15 protein-coding genes are annotated in these 18,275 nt (G+C 50.6%); 7 read left to right on the top strand and 8 right to left on the bottom strand.

Features of this window, described 5'->3' with window-relative positions; all coding sequences use genetic code 11:
- Nucleotides 1-47: 47 nt before the first annotated feature.
- Complete coding sequence (gene sdaAA, locus DFR60_RS04740; protein WP_110322069.1) at nt 48-917, bottom strand: L-serine ammonia-lyase, iron-sulfur-dependent, subunit alpha; 870 nt, start codon at nt 915-917, stop codon at nt 48-50.
- A 55-nt stretch (nt 918-972) separates the two neighbouring features.
- Nucleotides 973-1,641 carry an L-serine ammonia-lyase, iron-sulfur-dependent subunit beta gene (sdaAB, locus tag DFR60_RS04735; protein WP_110321877.1) on the bottom strand — a complete coding sequence of 223 codons (669 nt, stop codon included), beginning with the start codon at nt 1,639-1,641 and terminating at the stop codon, nt 973-975.
- A gap of 169 nt (nt 1,642-1,810) precedes the next feature.
- On the opposite strand from sdaAB, the gene DFR60_RS04730 reads away from it, so the two are divergent.
- On the top strand, nt 1,811-2,689 hold the full coding sequence (locus DFR60_RS04730; RefSeq protein ID WP_110321876.1) for a LysR family transcriptional regulator: 879 nt from the start codon (nt 1,811-1,813) through the stop codon (nt 2,687-2,689).
- Between the two features lie 60 nt (nt 2,690-2,749).
- Here DFR60_RS04730 and DFR60_RS04725 read toward each other — a convergent pair whose 3' ends face one another.
- Nucleotides 2,750-4,144 (bottom strand): L,D-transpeptidase family protein, encoded by a 1,395-nt coding sequence (locus tag DFR60_RS04725; RefSeq protein ID WP_110321875.1) that lies wholly within the window; start codon nt 4,142-4,144, stop codon nt 2,750-2,752.
- 567 nt (nt 4,145-4,711) lie between these two features.
- Here DFR60_RS04725 and DFR60_RS04720 point away from each other — a divergent pair.
- Together DFR60_RS04720 and DFR60_RS04710 are read left to right on the top strand one after the other, a co-directional pair.
- The gene (locus DFR60_RS04720) at nt 4,712-6,559 is read left to right on the top strand and encodes an aminotransferase class I/II-fold pyridoxal phosphate-dependent enzyme (RefSeq protein ID WP_110321874.1); all 1,848 of its coding nucleotides are present in this window, start codon (nt 4,712-4,714) and stop codon (nt 6,557-6,559) included.
- 594 nt (nt 6,560-7,153) lie between these two features.
- A complete protein-coding gene (locus DFR60_RS04710; protein ID WP_110321872.1) occupies nt 7,154-7,567 on the top strand; it encodes a GNAT family N-acetyltransferase in 414 nt (137 codons plus the stop codon).
- 116 nt (nt 7,568-7,683) lie between these two features.
- Here the strand turns inward: DFR60_RS04710 and glf are convergent, their stop codons facing one another.
- Together glf and DFR60_RS04700 are read right to left on the bottom strand one after the other, a co-directional pair.
- Complete coding sequence (gene glf, locus DFR60_RS04705) at nt 7,684-8,787, bottom strand: UDP-galactopyranose mutase (RefSeq protein WP_110321871.1); 1,104 nt, start codon at nt 8,785-8,787, stop codon at nt 7,684-7,686.
- A gap of 107 nt (nt 8,788-8,894) precedes the next feature.
- Nucleotides 8,895-10,325 carry a glutamate synthase-related protein gene (locus tag DFR60_RS04700; RefSeq protein WP_110321870.1) on the bottom strand — a complete coding sequence of 477 codons (1,431 nt, stop codon included), beginning with the start codon at nt 10,323-10,325 and terminating at the stop codon, nt 8,895-8,897.
- A 236-nt stretch (nt 10,326-10,561) separates the two neighbouring features.
- Here DFR60_RS04700 and DFR60_RS04695 point away from each other — a divergent pair, with 236 nt between their 5' ends.
- The 4 genes from DFR60_RS04695 to DFR60_RS04680 all read left to right on the top strand — a co-directional run bounded on the left by DFR60_RS04695 (nt 10,562) and on the right by DFR60_RS04680 (nt 13,481).
- Nucleotides 10,562-11,335 (top strand): SDR family oxidoreductase, encoded by a 774-nt coding sequence (locus DFR60_RS04695; protein WP_110322068.1) that lies wholly within the window; start codon nt 10,562-10,564, stop codon nt 11,333-11,335.
- A 17-nt stretch (nt 11,336-11,352) separates the two neighbouring features.
- Entirely contained in the window at nt 11,353-11,691 is a 339-nt protein-coding gene (locus DFR60_RS04690) for a hypothetical protein (protein ID WP_002604815.1), read from the top strand.
- A gap of 157 nt (nt 11,692-11,848) precedes the next feature.
- Entirely contained in the window at nt 11,849-12,403 is a 555-nt protein-coding gene (locus tag DFR60_RS04685; RefSeq protein WP_110322067.1) for an RNA polymerase sigma factor, read from the top strand.
- The gene (locus tag DFR60_RS04680; protein ID WP_110321869.1) at nt 12,396-13,481 is read left to right on the top strand and encodes a DUF4179 domain-containing protein; all 1,086 of its coding nucleotides are present in this window, start codon (nt 12,396-12,398) and stop codon (nt 13,479-13,481) included. The genes DFR60_RS04685 and DFR60_RS04680 overlap by 8 nt, the downstream gene beginning before the upstream one ends.
- A 111-nt stretch (nt 13,482-13,592) precedes the next feature.
- Here DFR60_RS04680 and leuA read toward each other — a convergent pair whose 3' ends face one another.
- The 3 genes from leuA to DFR60_RS04665 all read right to left on the bottom strand — a co-directional run bounded on the left by leuA (nt 13,593) and on the right by DFR60_RS04665 (nt 18,108).
- Nucleotides 13,593-15,257 carry a 2-isopropylmalate synthase gene (gene leuA / locus DFR60_RS04675; protein ID WP_110322066.1) on the bottom strand — a complete coding sequence of 555 codons (1,665 nt, stop codon included), beginning with the start codon at nt 15,255-15,257 and terminating at the stop codon, nt 13,593-13,595.
- Nucleotides 15,258-15,497: 240 nt separating this feature from the next.
- Entirely contained in the window at nt 15,498-16,664 is a 1,167-nt protein-coding gene (locus DFR60_RS04670) for a toxic anion resistance protein (RefSeq protein ID WP_110321868.1), read from the bottom strand.
- Entirely contained in the window at nt 16,657-18,108 is a 1,452-nt protein-coding gene (locus tag DFR60_RS04665) for a 5-bromo-4-chloroindolyl phosphate hydrolysis family protein (RefSeq protein WP_243004977.1), read from the bottom strand. The genes DFR60_RS04670 and DFR60_RS04665 overlap by 8 nt, the downstream gene beginning before the upstream one ends.
- Nucleotides 18,109-18,275: the final 167 nt, after the last annotated feature.

Below are 18,275 nucleotides of genomic sequence, written 5' to 3'. Positions count from 1 at the left end.
TTCCGTTTTATTCTACAATATTGGGGCGGAAAAGTAAAGCCTCTCAATTAACTGGATAAATGGCACAACTGACAGGCCGATGGAGTCGAGGCGCAGCCTCCCAAAGCGGTTTCGCGAAGTTCAGAGGGAAGCTTTTTGCCCACAGAGTACATGGTAGCCAGCATCTCATCGAAGGGGATCAGCTGCCTGATTCCGCTCAAGGAAATCTCTGCGGCGATCAGGGCATTAGCCACGCCGGATGCATTGCGGTTCTGACAGGGATATTCTACAAGGCCGCCTACGGGGTCGCAGACGAGGCCAAGCATGTTCATGAGAACCGTGGAGGCGGCGTACAGGCACTGTTCCGGGGTTCCTTCCATCAGCTCTACAGCGGCTGACGCGGCCATGGCGGAGGCGATTCCGACCTCGGCCTGACAGCCCCCTACGGCTCCCGCCACCGTGGCGTTGCGCATGGCCAGGTAGCCGATGGCTCCGGCGTTGTAAAGGGCGTCAATAAGCCGGTCGTCAGTAAGGCCGTACTCTTCCTGAAGGGCCAGCAGCAGTCCCGGTACGATGCCGGAAGAACCGGCTGTGGGAGCCGCTACGATCAGTCCCATGGAGGAGTTCACCTCCAGGACAGCCATGGCGTGGGTGATCGCCCGGCTCATGACTGTGCCGCATACGGCTTGTCCATGTTCCCGGCGTACGGCCAGCTTCCGGGCCTCTCCGCCGATCAGGCCGCCCATGGATTTCCCTGGCTTTTCAATCGGCTCTGTGGCGGATGAGCGCATGATCTCCAGGACACGCCTCATACGGCCGTCCGCCTCCTTGGATGTCGTCTCTCCCTGGTCACATTCTCTCTCCCGCATAATCGTTGATATCGGACAATGATTTTCACTGCATAAATCCAGAAGCTCTCTGGCATTTTTAAAATCCATCATTTCTCTTCTCCTCACCTGTGCCGCCTGCTTCAGATACACGGCGGCACCATTCCTATGACTGTACGATCATCACATCATGAACGTGGCTGTTTTCTCTTAAGGTCTCAGTTATATTTTCGGGCAGGCGGTTGTCAGACTCCACAATGGTGTAAGCCGTATGTCCCTTCGCCTCGCGGAATATTCTCATAAAGGCAATATTGACGCTGCAGTCGCTCAATACTTTTGTGATATGGGCGGCGACACCCGGCTTGTCCTGATGGACGACGATGACGGCGCTGTACTCGCCGGAGAAATCCACCTTCACCTGGTTGATGCGCACGATCCGCACCTTTCCGCCCCCCAGAGACTCCCCGCGCACGGTCATAACCTGGCCAGCCTCATTCTCCATGCGGATATCCACGGTGTTTGGGTAAATATCAGTTTCCGTATCATTTACAATGAAATGAAACTCAAGGCCCCGCTCGTCAGCAATACGGAATGATTCCCGGATCCTGGTATCATCCGTGGAAAATCCCATAATTCCGCCTAAGAGAGCCCGGTCCGTACCGTGGCCTTTGTAGGTTTTGGCAAATGACCCGTAAAGGGTAAATTCTACCTTCTTAAGCGGCCCATTGATCATCTTCTGGGCGAGATAGGCAATGACAGCGGTTCCCGCCGTGTGGGAACTGGATGGGCCGATCATATTAGGCCCCAATACATCAAAAACACTGATAAACGACATGATAACCTCCCTGCACCGTTTCCTGTTTTTTCATTTCACGGTTGACATCTTTATGGTCTCATTATATCATGGCATTATGTATGAATCCAATTCATATATTTTATGTACTTATTGAATATTTTTAATAGATTATATTCCGGAATCATCCTTGGAAAGGGGCATAAATCAAATGGAACTGCGTCAGTTGAGCACATTTATCCGGGCGGCACAGCTTCAGAGCTTTTCAAAGGCAGCCGAGAGCCTGGGGTATTCTCAGTCCGCTGTCACGGTGCAGATCCGGCTGCTGGAGGAGGAGCTGGGCACCAGACTCTTCGACCGGATCGGAAGAAAGGTCACACTCACACCGCAGGGAAGCCAGTTTTTGACCAGCGCTTACGATATCCTCTATGAGGTCAATCGGGCGAAGCTGTCCGTCAGCGATGAAACGGAACTCAAAAATCCCCTTCATATCGGCACCATTGAGTCCCTCTGTTTTTCGAAATTTCCTTCTATCCTGCGCTATTTCAGGGAACATCACCCGAAGGTAGCGATACGGATCACCACCGCGCCGCCGGAAGAATTGATCGAAATGATGGAACACAACCAGCTGGATCTTATCTATATTCTGGACGAGCCCCGCTATGACAGCAACTGGTATAAGGCCATGGAACAGAAGGAAGAGGTGGTCTTCCTCTCCTCGCCCTCCTTTCCTTTAGCCGGAAAGAAAGGGATTAAACTGGAGGAGCTGCTTCATGAGCCCTTCTTCCTGACGGAGAAGAATGCCAATTACAGGCGCGCATTTGACCGCTATCTGGCAACGAAGAATATACTGCTGACCCCATTTCTGGAGATCAGCAATACCGAATTTATCATTAAAATGATCGAGGAGAACAAGGGTCTCTCCTTCCTTCCACGCTTCGCCGTTATGGAAAGCGCCGCAAAGGGGCAGACCTGTGTCCTCGATGTCACCGATTTTCACGCCTCCATGTACCGCCAGATCTTCTACCACAAGGATAAATGGAAGACGCGGGAAATGGATGAATTTATACGGCTGGCTATGATGGAGTAACGAAAAAGCAGCATCAGAATCTGCCTTTAACAGATTCTGATGCTGCACTTCTTTCATCTTTTACAGTCCAAAGCCCGGTCCGACTTCCTGTCTTTCCTTCACTGCGGCTTCTTCTGCTGCCTTCTGCTCGGCTGCGGCCTGTGCCGCTGCCTGCTCTTCCGCCTGACGGCGTGCAGCTTCTTCCTGCTGCTGCGCTGCGGCCTGATTCTTTACCTCATCGCTTACCAGCGGATCGGTCGGGTCCCATGTCTGTTCAACCGGAATCGGAGTAATGGTTGGTTTATAGTAGGGTCCTACATTTACCGGGTCCTCGAAAATCTCGATCGTAGTGCCGATCGCGCAGTTGTCATATACCCACTTGGCATTCTCCGCGGTCAGACGGATACAGCCAAGAGAGCGTACCACGCCCAGTCCGTTATATCCGACGGACTGCATCGTGTAAATATCAGGTTTGTCATAGCAGACCGAATGGATCAGGAATCCCTGTCCAGCGGTAATTCTGGTCGCATACTGTGTATAAGTATCATTCACCATAAGACGCCAGCGGTATTTTTCCGGTGTGTGGAAGGTCCCCAGCGGAGTATCGTCTCCCACGGAGCATAACATCGTTTTAACCGGAATTATGTATCCGTTATCGCCATCCTTGGCGTATGGAACCAGTGTATTTAACTGCTTGTTGATCTTAATCACGTAAGAGCTCTGAATTCCAATAATCGGATCCAGATCCTGAACCAGTTTTCCCTGTTCATCAAAGTAAAACTTCAGTCCGTCTATATACTGCCAGCCCGTTAAGAAGGAGTTGTCCCGGACATAGTAACGTGCTCCGTCATGATCAATCCAACCGGTATAAATACCGCCCGGAACATCCGTGTAGCGTGTTACGCCGTTGTCATCATAGAATCCAAATGGAAGATTCGTTCTGACAGACGGTGTCCCGTCGCTCTCGTTATGATTCACTTCTGTCAGGTACGCCTCCAGGCTCGTCAAGGGTTTTCCCTCTCCTACGGTTCCGGCCGGACTTCCTGTCATGGCCAGGCCAAGTTTTTCTTTGCCTGAAACAGTAGCCCGGTACCAGACATCCAATACCTGTCCTGCGTATCCTGAAAGCTTCATCTGAATCGCTTCAATCTGATTCCCGGTATTCTCTCCGCCTGCCACAGCGCCGTCAGAAACCCAGCCCTGCCAGCCGCCGTCGTGTAAGTATACGCGGTAGGAAATACTCCCGTCCACACCGGTGAGCCATACCTTAAGGCCCTCCACCGGCGATGCTGAATCTGATGCCGACTGCTTGTCCATGGCTTCATTCTTCCACTGACCATCGGTAAATACCTGATATACAACATGTGGAGACGGTGGATTTTGTACCTCATCGTCGGCAAATGCCGTCATGCATCCTAACACCATGAAAGCGGCAAGCGCTACGGCACCCGCCACCTTTTTCAATGCCTGTAACATATCCTTATCCTCCTGATACATCCGTTTTTTCCCGAAAGAAACGGGCTTTCCATACTCTAAAAAGCAGATAGTATCATTATACTATAGCGATTTTTAAAAGTAAAGCATCCGGAAAAATCGTAATTTTATAAGAAAATCGTAAGAATTCTTAATATCTTAAGATGCATTCATGTAACAGTTCAGCCTTCGCTCCCGGCTGCCACTGCCCGTCCCGGTGCTTTCGGTTCCCAGACCTTTCCAGTGACTTTGCAGGGTATTAGCAGTTCTTAATGCGCAGAATTTTTCGTTCAGGGGAAATCCCCACCTGTCTGAGCGCAGCGAGTTTGGGGATTTTCACTGGTTTTTAGAAAAATCCTGCACATTTAGAAATGCTTATGCCCGAAACCGGAACTGAAAAGGTCTGGGAACCGAAAGCACCGGGACGGGCAGTGGCAGCCGGGAGCAAAGGCTGAACTGTTACACATTCATCCCAATCCCAGCGTTTCCGCATTGTAATCATCTCCCGCCTGTGATAAAATGAAGCTGAATTTTGAAGTGCCCGCGACGGGCGCAGATTGGAGGAACGCGATGCAGGCAATCATCCTGGCCGCAGGTATGGGAAAGAGACTGAAGGAATATACCGCGGAAAATACAAAATGTATGGTAAAGGTGAATGGAACCACTTTAATTGAACGCGCGCTGCGCATTCTCGATAAAAAACAGCTTTCCAGAATTGTCATTGTGGCAGGCTATGAAGGCCGGAAGCTCATGGACTATATCAGCACGCTGGCCATACAGACTCCCATCTGCTTTATCAACAATGAGGTCTATGACAAAACGAACAATATCTACTCCCTGGCTCTGGCCAAACAGTATCTCGTATCCGAGGATACACTGCTCTTTGAATCCGATATCATTTTTGAGGAAGCCCTGGTAGATATTCTGATGGAAGACTCCAGAGAGACCCTGGCTCTGGTGGACAAGTTCGCCAGCTGGATGGACGGAACCTGCATGGTGCTGGATGACGACGATTCCATCAAGGATTTTATCCCGGGCAAATACTTAAAGTTCGAAGACAAGGGCGGTTACTATAAGACCGTCAATATCTATAAATTCAGTCAGCATTTTTCCGCCAACACCTACGTTCCCTTCCTGGAAGCGTATGCGAAGGCCATGGGCAACAACGAATACTACGAATCCGTCATCAAACTCATCGCCCTTCTGGAGACAAAGGAGATCAAGGCTAAAAGGCTGAACGGTGAGGTCTGGTATGAGATCGACGACATTCAGGATCTGGATATTGCGGAAAGCCTTTTTGCCGGCACCATCCAGAAGCGGTATGACGCCATTGCCTCCCGCTACGGCGGCCACTGGCGTTATCCGAAGCTGCTGGACTTCTGCTATCTCGTCAATCCCTATTTTCCGCCTCAGAAGATGCTCGACGAGATGAAATCCAATTTTGAGATCCTGATCTCGGAATATCCCTCCGGCATGCGGATCAACAGCCTGCTGGCCTCCAGAAACTTCGGCGTACGGCCGGAGCACATCGTGATCGGCAATGGCGCCGCGGAACTGATTAAGGTACTCATGGAACACACGGAAGGTCCTGTAGGCTTTATCCGCCCGACCTTTGAAGAATATCCCAATCGCTATGACAGCGCTTTATCGGTTGTCTTTACACCAGATAATGAAGATTTCTCCTACACGGCGGAAGATTTAATCCGGTACTTCGACAGCCCCGGCCACACGGTCGGTACGCTGGTTCTCATAAACCCTGATAATCCCAGCGGCAATTACATCGACTGCGAAGGCCTTAAAAAGCTGATTGACTGGGCCAGGACAAGTTCCATACGCCTCGTTATCGATGAAAGCTTTTCTGACTTTGCAGAGCTGCCGGGAGACACGCAGGCCCTGGACTTATCCCTGCTTAACGAGGAGGTGCTGCAGTCCTACAGCGGTCTTTTCGTCGTAAAGAGCATCTCCAAATCCTATGGAGTTCCCGGAATCCGCCTCGGTGTTCTGGCAAGTTCCGACGAGGCCGCGATCGCATTGTTAAAGAAAGAGGCGCCGATCTGGAACATCAACTCCTTTGGCGAATTCTTTATGCAGAACAGCGAAAAGTATAAAAAAGACTACCGGGAATCCTTAAAAAAACTGGCTGCAGACCGAAGCGGGCTGATAAAGGAGTTAAGCTCTGTTTCATTTCTCCGGCCGATCCCTTCTCAGGCGAACTATGTGATGTGTGAGGTCACGGAAGGCCGCACCAGCAGGGAGATTGCCTGCGAACTGTTGAAACACGATATTTTCATCAAGGATCTGACCTCAAAGCTGCATAACGGAAGACAGTATGTGCGGATCGCAGTCAGAAATGGAGAAGATAACTTAAGGCTTATCACGGCGCTTAAGGCGATGGCAGACGGTGCAGAAGCCTTATAAATTGCAAGGAATAAAACGGCCGGCGGCATATGAACTCAATGGTTCCATGCCGCCGGCCGTTTTATGCAGGGAATCGTCTTCCCGGGCTGGAGTTCCGGCAGGTAAGCAGAGAAGACGTACGTGCTGATAAAATGCATGAATCCAAGCGTATAATAAAAAAGCTTTACCCCAATAACAAAAAATATAATTACTATGATATTAAGAAGTCTGCTAAGCTTAACCGGCATTCTGTTTTGCATTTTTATCTTTATAAAAGACAGGATTGAAATTACGATTGGAGTAAAAATATACAGGTAATAGACAGGCATAGCGGGAAAAGCATACCGTTTGTATGCTCTGAGCATCATATCTGTAAGAATCGTTAATTACTCAATTAGTATCGCGGCTGCATGCAATGGTCCTTTCTCAGGCATGGCCTCACCTCCACTTCCGCTGATATATACAGTTTACCATAGCCATCTGGAAATGTCATGAATTCTTTAGAAAGACCATTGCACTCCGCCCGGCTTTCCCCTATACTGTAAGGGCACCTCCCACACCGCACTTCCATTCCGCCTCACAGAAGGCGGAGCATACATCAGAAAGGGGATTAGAATGAATTTTAAAATAACAGAAAAGATAGAAGAAAAGGACAGATCGGAAATCTTTCAGGGACTGCTGGAATATAATCTGGCCAGAATCGAGGACAGAAATCCAAAGGAACTGGGCATCTATCTGGAAGATGAGCAGGGCAGGAAACTGGCGGGGCTGATTGGAGAGACCCATGGCAACTGGCTTATGGTTAAGTTTTTATGGGTGGATGAATCCTTGAGAGGCCGGCATATCGGCAGCCGGATTCTGGGGGAAGCAGAAATAGAAGCCAGGAAAAGGGGCTGCAAATACGCCTTTCTGGATACGTTCAGCTTCCAGGCGCCGGATTTTTATAAAAAACACGGTTATCGTGAAGTGTTTGCGCTGGAAGAATATCCACTCACGGGAAAACGGTATTATCTTACCAAAACTCTTTAAAATGGAGGCGGATCGAAACTGCTTCCTGCCCGAATGTGTCAAATGGAGGCAGCAGTTTCCTGCGGCCTCCACTCTGAATTTGTATCACGTTCTATATTATTCCGCCGAGATCCCGTTTATACTCCCAGCACCTCTCCGGCCTTTTTCATCGCCGATTCAATCACCTTATCCATATCGTAATACTTGTATTCGCCCAGCCGGCCGCCGAAGATCACGTTCTTTTCGCCATCTGCCAGGACCGCGTATTTCTGGAACAGCTCCTGATTTTTCTCGTCGTTGACCGGATAGTACGGTTCCATGCCCTCACTCCAGGTCACCGGATACTCCCGGGTGATCACCGATTTAGGCTGGGTTCCGAATTCAAAATGTTTATGCTCGATAATCCGCGTATACGGAGTCTCCCTGTCTGTGTAGTTTACCACAGCAACACCCTGATAATTATCGGTGTCCACCGTCTCGCTCTCAAAACGCAGGCTTCTGTACTCCAGCTTCCCGTAACGGTATCCGAAGTAAGCGTCGATAGTCCCCGTATAGACGACCGTATCGCCCAGACCGTCATACCGCTCCTTATTCTCCAGGTAATCCACTCCCGTCTCGATGTCGCATCCCTCGAACAGCTTGTCTATAATTACGTTATAGCCGCCTACCGGAATTCCCTGAAACAGGTCATTAAAATAATTATTATCATACGTAAAACGCACTGGAATCCGCTTGATGATAAAGGACGGCAAGTCCTTGCAGTCACGGCCCCACTGTTTCTCCGTATAGCCCTTGATCAGCTTCTGGTATAAATCCATGCCCACCAGACTGATGGCCTGTTCTTCCAGATTCTTCGGTTCTCCCTTTACTGAGGCCTTCTGTTCCTCGATCTTCTTTTTCGCCTCCGCCGGAGTGGATACGCCCCACATCCTGCTGAATGTATTCATGTTGAAAGGCATATTGTACATTTCACCCTTATAATTTGCCACCGGGCTGTTGGTATAGCGGTTGAACTCTGCCAGTTCGTTCACAAATTTCCAGACCTCCCGGTTGCTGGTATGGAAAATGTGCGCGCCGTAACGATGAACATGGATGCCTTCCACGTCCTCACAGTAAATATTGCCGCCAATATGATCCCGCTTTTCCACCACCAGACACTTCTTGCCCTTTTTTCCCGCCAGATATGCGAAGACTCCGGAATAGAGTCCGCTGCCTGCCAGTACGTAATCATACTTTTTCATGTTTTGTGTTCTCCTGTTCTGTAATCATCTGCCCATCATTGTACTATATCTGCCCGGAAATGTAAACAACGGCCGCCGTATCTTATGTATCTCATATGTCTTCCGGCTTACGCATGCCGGATATCCGTAAATTCCGAAATCTCCCGGTTAATCGTGCACAGATCGTCCACCGTCATATCATGGATATCTTCATGACCGGTAATCCGCGCGTATGTTTTCAGTTCCTCAAAGCTGCATTTTAAAAAGTTGCCGACACGTGCAGACGCGGCACAGACATTAAACCTTTTTCTCAGTTCCGGGTCCTGCGTGGCCGCTCCAACCGGACAGTTTCCGCTCCCGCAGATCCGGTACTGCTGACATGCCGCCGCAATCAGGCCCGCAGACGCTACCGCCACGGCATCCGCGCCCATGGCAATGGCCTTTGCAAAATCGGAGGAGACCCGCAGTCCGCCTGTGATCACCAGATCAATGTCGGCTCCTGCCTCATCTAAATACTTTCTCGCCCGTGACAGGGCGAAGACCGTGGGAACGCTGGTGGAATCCCGTACCAGCTTCGGACTGGCTCCCGTAGCGCCTCCTCTGCCATCTATGGTGATAAAATCAGGTTCTGCGAACACACAGTACTCCAAATCCTTTTCAATTCTTCCCGCCGCGATCTTGATCCCAATGGGCCGTCCGTCAGACGCAAGGCGCAGCTGGGTTACCAGGTCCTTAAGATCCTCTTTGCTGCGGATATCTTCAAATTTGGAAGGGCTGATCACGTCCTTGCCCAGCGGCTTATTACGGATCGCAGCAATCTCGGGAGTTACCTTTTCTCCCGGCAGATGGCCGCCCATCCCGGGCTTCGTTCCCTGGCCGATCTTGATTTCGATGGCGTCCGCCTCCTGGAGATTCTCAGGCGTCACGCTGTATTTATTGGGTACGTACTCAAAGATATACTTGTAAGCCGCGGCCTTCTCCTCCGGCAGTATTCCGCCCTCACCGCTGCACATGGCAGTCCTGGCCATGGCGCTTCCCTCTGCCAGCGCCACCTTCATCTCCTTCGACATCGCGCCGAAGGACATATGGGATATGTAGACCGGTCCGTCCAGCACCATGGGCTTTTTCGCGCGCTTGCCGATCACCGTGGTGATATTCACCGGATCGTGCTCCATCAAAGGCGGTGGATTCAGCTGCGCACCCAGAATCAGGATATCATCCCAATTTGGCATGGCCATCTTTGTGCCCATGGCGTCGATAATCGTCTTCCCGCTCACCGCCATCTCATGAATCTCTTTCATATAGCGGCAGGTACTGTCCTGTCTCGCATACTTTGGATCGTATTCCAGGCCCTTCGGCCGATTTTCACCGATATCCACAGATTCCGCGGATACTGCCTCCTCCTTCGTCAATGCAGCTTCCTCCTCTGCTTCCTTTAACGGGGCAAACACAGAGGCCGGCTGCCTGCACACCGGACATTCTTTCAGATCTTCAAAAGGTTTCCCTTCTTTTTCCTCATCATAAACAAATCCGCACACACCACACTGAAATTTTGCCATATTCTGTCTCCTTTCTTTCCCCGCTTTTCTTATGCAGGATTTTTTATAGTCCCAGTTTACCACCATTTTTGTGCAACAACAATACCTGTTTGTCCTTTTTTTAATCGTAGATTGTGAAATATTTATTTTAATTGACAATCAATTCATGACATGATATGCTATTTTCATAAGTTAATAATAATTACTATTATTTAGGTATCACCATGAAACAGATGGGAGAAAGAGAGGTAAGAACCGTGAGTACATATGTAATTACCGGCGGAACAACCGGAATCGGAGCAGCGGTACGAAAGACATTACTGGACCAGGGCCATGAGGTATTTAACATTGATTATAAGGGCGGAGACTACCTGGCCGATCTGACCACGAAGGAGGGACGCCAGGGCGCCATCGAGGCGGTCTTTGAGAAGTATCCCGACGGAATCGACGTTCTGATCTGTAATGCAGGTGTCGGCCCGACCGCACCGCCCAAGATGATATTTGCCCTGAACTTCTTTGCCAGCATTCAGTTGGCGGAAGGCTTAAGACCATTACTTAAGAAGAAACGCGGCAACTGTGTCATCACCTCCTCCAACTCCATCACCAACATGACGGTGCGTATGGACTGGGTTGATATGCTCTCCAACGTCATGGATGAAGACAGAATTCTGGAACTGGCGGATGATATCCCCAGGAATCAGACACCGTCCTGCTACAGCTCCTCCAAACACGCACTCGCCCGCTGGGTCCGTCGGATTTCTCCTTCCTGGGCCGTAGACGGACTGAGAATCAACTCTGTGGCCCCCGGCAACACGACGACACCGATGCCCCAGGGTATGACAGACGCCCAGATGGAAGCCGCCTTATTAATCCCGATACCGACCCGCTACGGACGCAGGGAATTCCTGGACGCCCAGGAGATCGCCAATGGAATTGTGTTCCTGGCTTCTCCACTGGCAAGCGGCATCAACGGAGTCATTCTGTTCGTTGACGGCGGCATTGACGCCCTGCTTCGTTCAGAGCAGATTTAAATAAGGAGGAAAAAGTGATGACAATCTTAGAGCAGTATATTGAATGCATGAAAAAGGGCGACGAAGTGGCACTGGCCGATCTGTTTAATGAGTACGGTGTTCTTCACGATTCGTCCGTTATAAAAGCCGGCATGGACACCATCCACCTGGAAGGAAGGATGGCCGTGGAAATGATGTTCCACCACAAATTTGGATTCAACGGGGGACCATTTCCCATTCACAGTGTCAAATACGTGGGGGATAATACCGTATGGTACTTTATTACCTACCACGATCACGTCGTACCGGTTACCGCCTTCTTATCCGAGACGGATGAGAACGGCAAAATAAAACGGCTGAACATCTATCCGCTATAGCTCAGCAAACCCATTTGGAGACCGCGGCGCCTTTCTCGGAAGGCTGCCGCGGTCTCTGCGTTTCTGCCTTGCGCGGAAATAAAAAAGTTTGAATAAACTGAAACATTTTCTGACAGACTGCGTACTGATAGGTGAGATACATAAAAAGGAGGATATCATGAATGACTACGAAATCATCCAAAAGCTAAAGCGCAGGGAGGAGGACGGCCTCCGGGACTTAATGAAGCAGTATTCCGGCTATGTAGCGGCTATTATCTGCAACATTTCCCAGGGGATCCTGAGCGTGGAGGATGTGGAGGAACTGTCCGCCGACGTGTTTCTGTCCGTCTGGAACCATGCAGCCGGCCTCATGGAGGACAGGCCGCTGCGCCCCTATCTGGCGCAGGCCGCCCGCAATACGGCGATCAGCAGACTGCGAAAGCGCGGAGAAGCTGCCCTGCCCTTTGATGATGACATCATCACATTGCAGGCCGGGGAAAATCCCGATGAACTGGCCATCAAACGGGAGCAGACACAGATTATCAATTCGGCAGTGGAAGCCTTCGGCGAGCCGGACAGGGAAATCTTTATCCGATTTTACTTTCTGGGTGAGCGCATCGAGGCCATCGGCAGACGGCTGGCCATGAACCAGTCGACAATCCGTACAAAGCTGCACCGTTGCCGCAAACGGATAAAAGGGATCTTTGAAGAAAGGGGATATCAATATGAATAAAAAGATAAAAATCAGTGATTTATGTTCCCGGATGGACCCGCAATATATGGAAGACCTGGAAGTGACCAATATGACAGACTTGCACCCCTCGGAGCAGCGCATAGAAGATATCGTATTTCAGAAGCTGCATCCGGAACAGAAAACGGCCGCACCGGCCGGGAAAAGAGTAAATATGAAAAAGAACACATGGAAAATTGCGGCGATCGCCGCTGTCTTCTGCCTGTTTGCAACGACTGCGTTTGCCATGGCAGGAGGCTTCGAGTATTTCCGCTCCATCTACGGAAACACGGTTGACAATGCCAGACAGGATATTCTGACACCTGAAATTACCGTCACGGACGGCACCCGGCAAATGGCGCTGGACAGCATGCTGACAGACGGCTACAAGATCAACCTCATTGTATCGCTGAAGACCGTATCCGGCAAGGCCGACAAAGACATCGAAAAAACAGATCCTTTCAATCTGTTCCAGGTAGAGCTTCAGCCTCCCGTCTCCAGTCCTGAGCAGGAGGAACAAACTATGGCCTTTACCTGCACGGAACTGACGGAATTTTCATCGAAAAGCCAGCATTTTTACCACATTCAGCTGGATTCCCTGACCGACTGTACCGGCTGGAATATGAAAGTCTCCCTGTCCGAAAGTCTGGGAAACTTAACCCTGGAATCGGATATCAAAGGCTCGGCGGCCGCTGCAGAGCTTACCATCAATCAGGCTATTGACAGCAGTCTGACGATTGAGACGCTCCAGATCTCCCCCTTAGGCTTCCTGGTTATCGGAAGTGAAGGCGCTGCCTCCGGCGGACTTCCCACGCCTTCCATCAGCCTTACCTTTAAGGACGGATCACAGGAAGATTTAATCACGCCCATGTCCTTCGACTCCGGCGAAGGCGGCACGATAACCGGAGGCGGCGGCGTTGTCATCGGAGAAGATCCTATAACCGGACCGCTTGTCACCACCACATACGGGCAGAGGAATCCCAGCGGAAAGCTTGCAATAGCCGGTGAATTCGGCCGGATTATCCTGGTAACCGAGATACAGTCCATTTCTGTCAACGGCACAGAGTATCCGTTAAATTAAAGTAATAGGAGTATGTTTCATAGGACGAACTTTCCTGTGAACAAAAAAGCTGCTGCAAAACGACCGGTCGCTCAGTCGTTCTGCAGCAGCTTCTGCTATATCTCTTTCTTTTTAATAAAACAGACGGTTTACCGCACTAAAGATACCTCTGATTGAGGCTCTGGTGATGTTGGAGCTGATGCCCACGCCGTATGTGGCGCGTCCGGACTTCACATCCAGCAGGTGGATATAGGAAGCCGCCTGTGCTCCTGAACCGGAAGTAAGTGCGTGCTCGTTGTAATCCAGTACCCGGATTTCAATTCCCAGCGCTTTCTCAAGTCCCTTCTGCACCGCATCGATAGGACCGTTTCCGACGCCTTCAAAGACCTTCTCCACGCCGTGGTCGGTATAACGGACCTTGGCCAGTGTTGAGAACTCGGTATCGTCCTCGGCCTCCGTAATCTGGCACTTACGGAAATGGATCGGTTCCTTGCGCTCGCTGTAATTCCTCTTGAACTCATCCATGATCTGCTCAGGCGCAACCTCACCCTGTTTCTCGGAAATCGCCTGAATGACATCGGCAAATTCCTTGTGCATTCCCTTCGGAAGCCTGAAACCATAGAATGTATCCATGACGAACGCCACGCCGCCCTTGCCGGACTGGCTGTTGATGCGCACGATTGGTTCGTACTGTCTGCCGATATCCGCCGGATCGATCGGAAGGTACGGAACCTCCCAGTGCTCCTGGTTTCTCTCGTGCATGGCCTGCATGCCCTTGTTGATGGCATCCTGATGGGAACCGGAGAACGCGGTAAAGACGAGCTTTCCTGCGTACGGATGTCTCGGCTCGACCTCCATCTTGGTGCACCGTTCACATACGTCCACGATCTCACGGATATTCTCCAGGTTTAACTCGGGATTGATGCCCTGGGAGAACATATTATATGCCACGGTCAGAATATCCACGTTGCCGGTCCGTTCGCCGTTGCCGAGCAGAGTTCCCTCCACCCTGTCAGCGCCTGCCAGAAGCGCAAGCTCCGTGGCCGCGATACCGGTGCCGCGGTCGTTATGGGGATGAACGCTTAAAATGATGCTGTCACGGTTCTTGAAGTGACGGTCCATCCACTCAATCTGGTCTGCGTAAACGTTAGGAGTCGTCATCTCCACGGTCGAAGGAAGATTGATAATGATCTTCTTCTCGGGAGTCGCTCCCCATGTATCCTGTACTGCCGTACAGATATCAAGCGCGAAATCAAGTTCCGTTCCGGTAAAGCTTTCCGGTGAATATTCGAGGATCACTTCCCCGTCAAAACCGTCCATGTACTTCTTTACCATCTCTGTGCCTTCTACGGCAATCTCCTTGATCTCCTCTTTGCTCTTGTGAAATACCACATCCCTCTGCAGAGTGGAGGTGGAATTATAAATATGTACAATCGCCTTCTTAATTCCCTGAATAGCCTCAAACGTCCTTTTAATCAGATGCTCACGGCACTGAACCAGAACCTGGACTACCACATCATCAGGAATCAGTTTCCTTTCTACGAGCTGTCTTAAGAAATCAAACTCAATCTGGGAAGCGGCCGGAAATCCGATCTCAATCTCCTTAAAACCAAGCTTCACAAGAAGGTTGAACATCTCAATCTTCTCTTCCACAACCATGGGCTCAATGAGCGCCTGGTTTCCATCTCTTAAGTCAACGCTGCACCAGATCGGTGCTTTTTCAATCTCTTTGTACGGCCATTGTCTCTCCGGATAATTGATTACTGGTACCCGCTTATATCTCTGATAGTTTAACATGGTTTTCTCCTCCAAATTATAATTTTTATTCGATTCATTCCCTTTTATCTTCATCCAGGGCTTTGGAGTCGATAAATCACGCTATACTTCTTGACAATGAACAACGTGGTTTTTACAGGTCTAACCCCATCTTCATCATTCCTTTACTATAAGAATCACCCTCCCGGAATTTGCCGAGGTAAAGTGTTATACTATTATAGCACGTTCAGAATTGAGTTACAACAAAAATCTTCGTTAAGTTTAATTGCTCAGCTGCAGAAGCTTCTGCTTTAACTCGCCTTCCATACGGGCCAGTTCCGTCTCCGCCTCTCTCCTCTTCTGGCGGCCTTCCGTCTGTATACGGACCACTTCGTCCAGCGTGGTGATCAGGGATTCATTGGTAATCTTAAGGGTCTCCATATCCACGATTCCGCGTTCCGACTCTTTGGCCGTCTCGATGGTAGCCGTCTTTAAGACCTCGGCGTTCTTTCTCAGCAGCTCGTTCGTCATGTCGGTGACTTCCCTCTGGGCTCTGGCTGCCTGTTCGGAATGGTTGATTCCGATAGCCAGAACCATCTGGCTCTTCCAGAGCGGGATCGTATTGACGATGGTCGACTGGATCTTCTCCGACATCAGTGTATCATTATTCTGCACCAGACGGATCTGAGGCGCCATCTGAATGGAGATCATACGGGTCAGCTCCAGATCATGGATCTTCTTCTCAAACCGGTTGCAGAGAGACGCCATATCGTTGACCGCCTGCGCATCCTCCGGAAGGCCGGTCTTATGAGCCTTGTCCATGAGAGCCGGCAGCTCGCTTCCGCGAACCTCATTCAGTTTCTTCTTGCCCGCCAGAATGTACATGCTCAGTTCCTTAAAGTAAGTCGTGTTTAAGTCGTACATCTTGTCCAGCAGCGCAATATCCTTTAAAAGCTGAATCTGATGGTTCTCCAGAATCTTGCAGATCTGGTTCACATTGATCTCAGCCTTGTTGTACTTTGCCTTCATGCTTTCCAGCTTGTTGGAGCTCTTCTTAAAGAAGCCGAAGAAGCCCTTATCCTCGTCCTCCGCCTCGAAGCTTTTAAGCTCCGTCACCACGCTGCTTAACATCTGGCCGATCTCGCCCAAATCCTTTGTCTTAACGTTATCCAGCGCCGCCTCGGAGAAATCAGCGATCTTTTTCTGGGCTCCTGCTCCGTACTGAAGCACGAGGTTGGAATCCGTCAGATCAATTCTCGCCGCGAAACTGTCGATCATCTTTCGCTCCTCCGGTGTCAGCTCCGCCTCGGGAATGGACTCTGTCAAGCTCTCTTCCTCCATCTTTGCAGGCACCGCCTGGCTGCTCTCCGCCGGAAGCTCCGATGTGCTGAATGGGTCCAGGGTCAGCACCGGTGCCTCGTTTATCATCGTTTCGATGTCTTTACTCATGATTCTTCCCTCCTGTTAAGTCGCTTTTACTAAAATCGCTTTCTGCGAATCCATCCTTTTTCAGCATCGTCTGAAGCACGGAGGCGTCAGTGGTGATATCGATCGCTGCGTCCTGGTATAAATCATCCAGAAGGCGCTCAAACGCCGTATTGATCGTATCCAGTGTCTCCTCAATCTCATGCTTCGCCGAGACGATGTTGTCTCCCTCTATCTCAATTCTGTCGAAATCGCGGTACGCGGTTACCAGCTTCACCGTGGTTGGGAGATAATACTCCATAAAACGCTCCATCTCCTCCATCTGATCCGGCTGGCGCTCCACTGTCTCGAAGATTCTTCTGATGACATTCTCCAGCCTGGATATCTTCCCGGATATCGCCTCTCCCGGAATCGCATCGTTAGCTTCCCGCAGAATTCTTAAATACTCATGGCCCTGGGCCATCATCTCTCTTAAGCCCTCCGGAAGCTGTTTTTCATCTTCCTCTGCCTTTTTCTTTCCTTCAGGAGCCGCTGCACTCTTCTTCTGCTTCTTTTCCGATTCAGCCAGAAGAGCCATCTCCTTCTCTCTCTGTTTTAAGGACTGCTGGGCGCTTAAATACTGTTTGTACGTCTCTTCGTTTAACATCAGACAGGTCTTCTGCTCATCGATATGCGCCTCCGGCAGAATCCCCTTTTCAATCATCTTCTGTAAATCGCGGACAACGAATCTTCTTGACTTCCCAATGCTGCGCGCCAGCTCCTCGATATCGCAGAACAGCCTGCTGCCCGCCTGCTTCAAATAAAGTCCGGCCCGTTTTAAACGGCCTCTCGTCGAGATACCGGTGCCCAGCATGGTGCCGAAGACGCATCCCAGCACCAGAAGAAGCCCTGACGATCCCAGAATGGCTCCCCAAAACGGTTTTACCACGAGGGCAAGAATCCATGTCACGAGAAACAGGATTCCTACCACGCCCAGCCCAATACCGCCAAACACGGTAAACAGAATCCCGGAAATGCGCCCTGGCTGATTCAGTCTTATGGCAACCGGATTGGGAGCCATTTTTCTGACGCGGTACGCTCTCTGGTCTTCCCCTGCCGTCTCGCTGGTCTGAAAGGCGCGGTACCCCGGACTTTCCGCGCGTGTGGTGGTTCTCTCCGTGGTGTAGCGGCGGCTCTCATAGCCTGTCCGCCTTCTTTCCCCGGTACGGCCGCTGCCGGCTGCCGATCCCGTCCAGCTGCCGCGGTCTCTCCCCGCATATCTTCCTGCGTCCGCAGCTGCGGCCGTATCATAAGCGCCTGCGTTTGTGTCCGGCCCTGTGCCCTGTCCTTTGTCCGGTCCCTTTCGTCCGTTGCTTCCGGTATCCCTCCTTCGGGCTGCGTCCAGCCCTCCCAGCATCTGGCTTCTGGCCTCGTCGAGCGCGAAATTCACCGTGTCCGAAATCGTTCTGTTCAATTGTTTAAAATCCATGGAATCTATGGCATCCTGCACTGAATCCCTGATTTGATCTCCTAAATTTGAAAAGTCTTTATTATCCATAAACAATGGCCTTTCTCCATATGCATTCAACATTTGCATCCTTTATAGCACTACCTATCATATCATGAATTGAGCCCGTTTACAATGTGACATACTCC

Origin of the sequence: Hungatella effluvii, from assembly GCF_003201875.1 — a bacterium.
Lineage (GTDB): Bacteria > Bacillota > Clostridia > Lachnospirales > Lachnospiraceae > Hungatella > Hungatella effluvii.
Note: the sequence above shows the minus strand (reverse complement) of the source record. Positions and strands in the feature narration are given on the sequence as shown.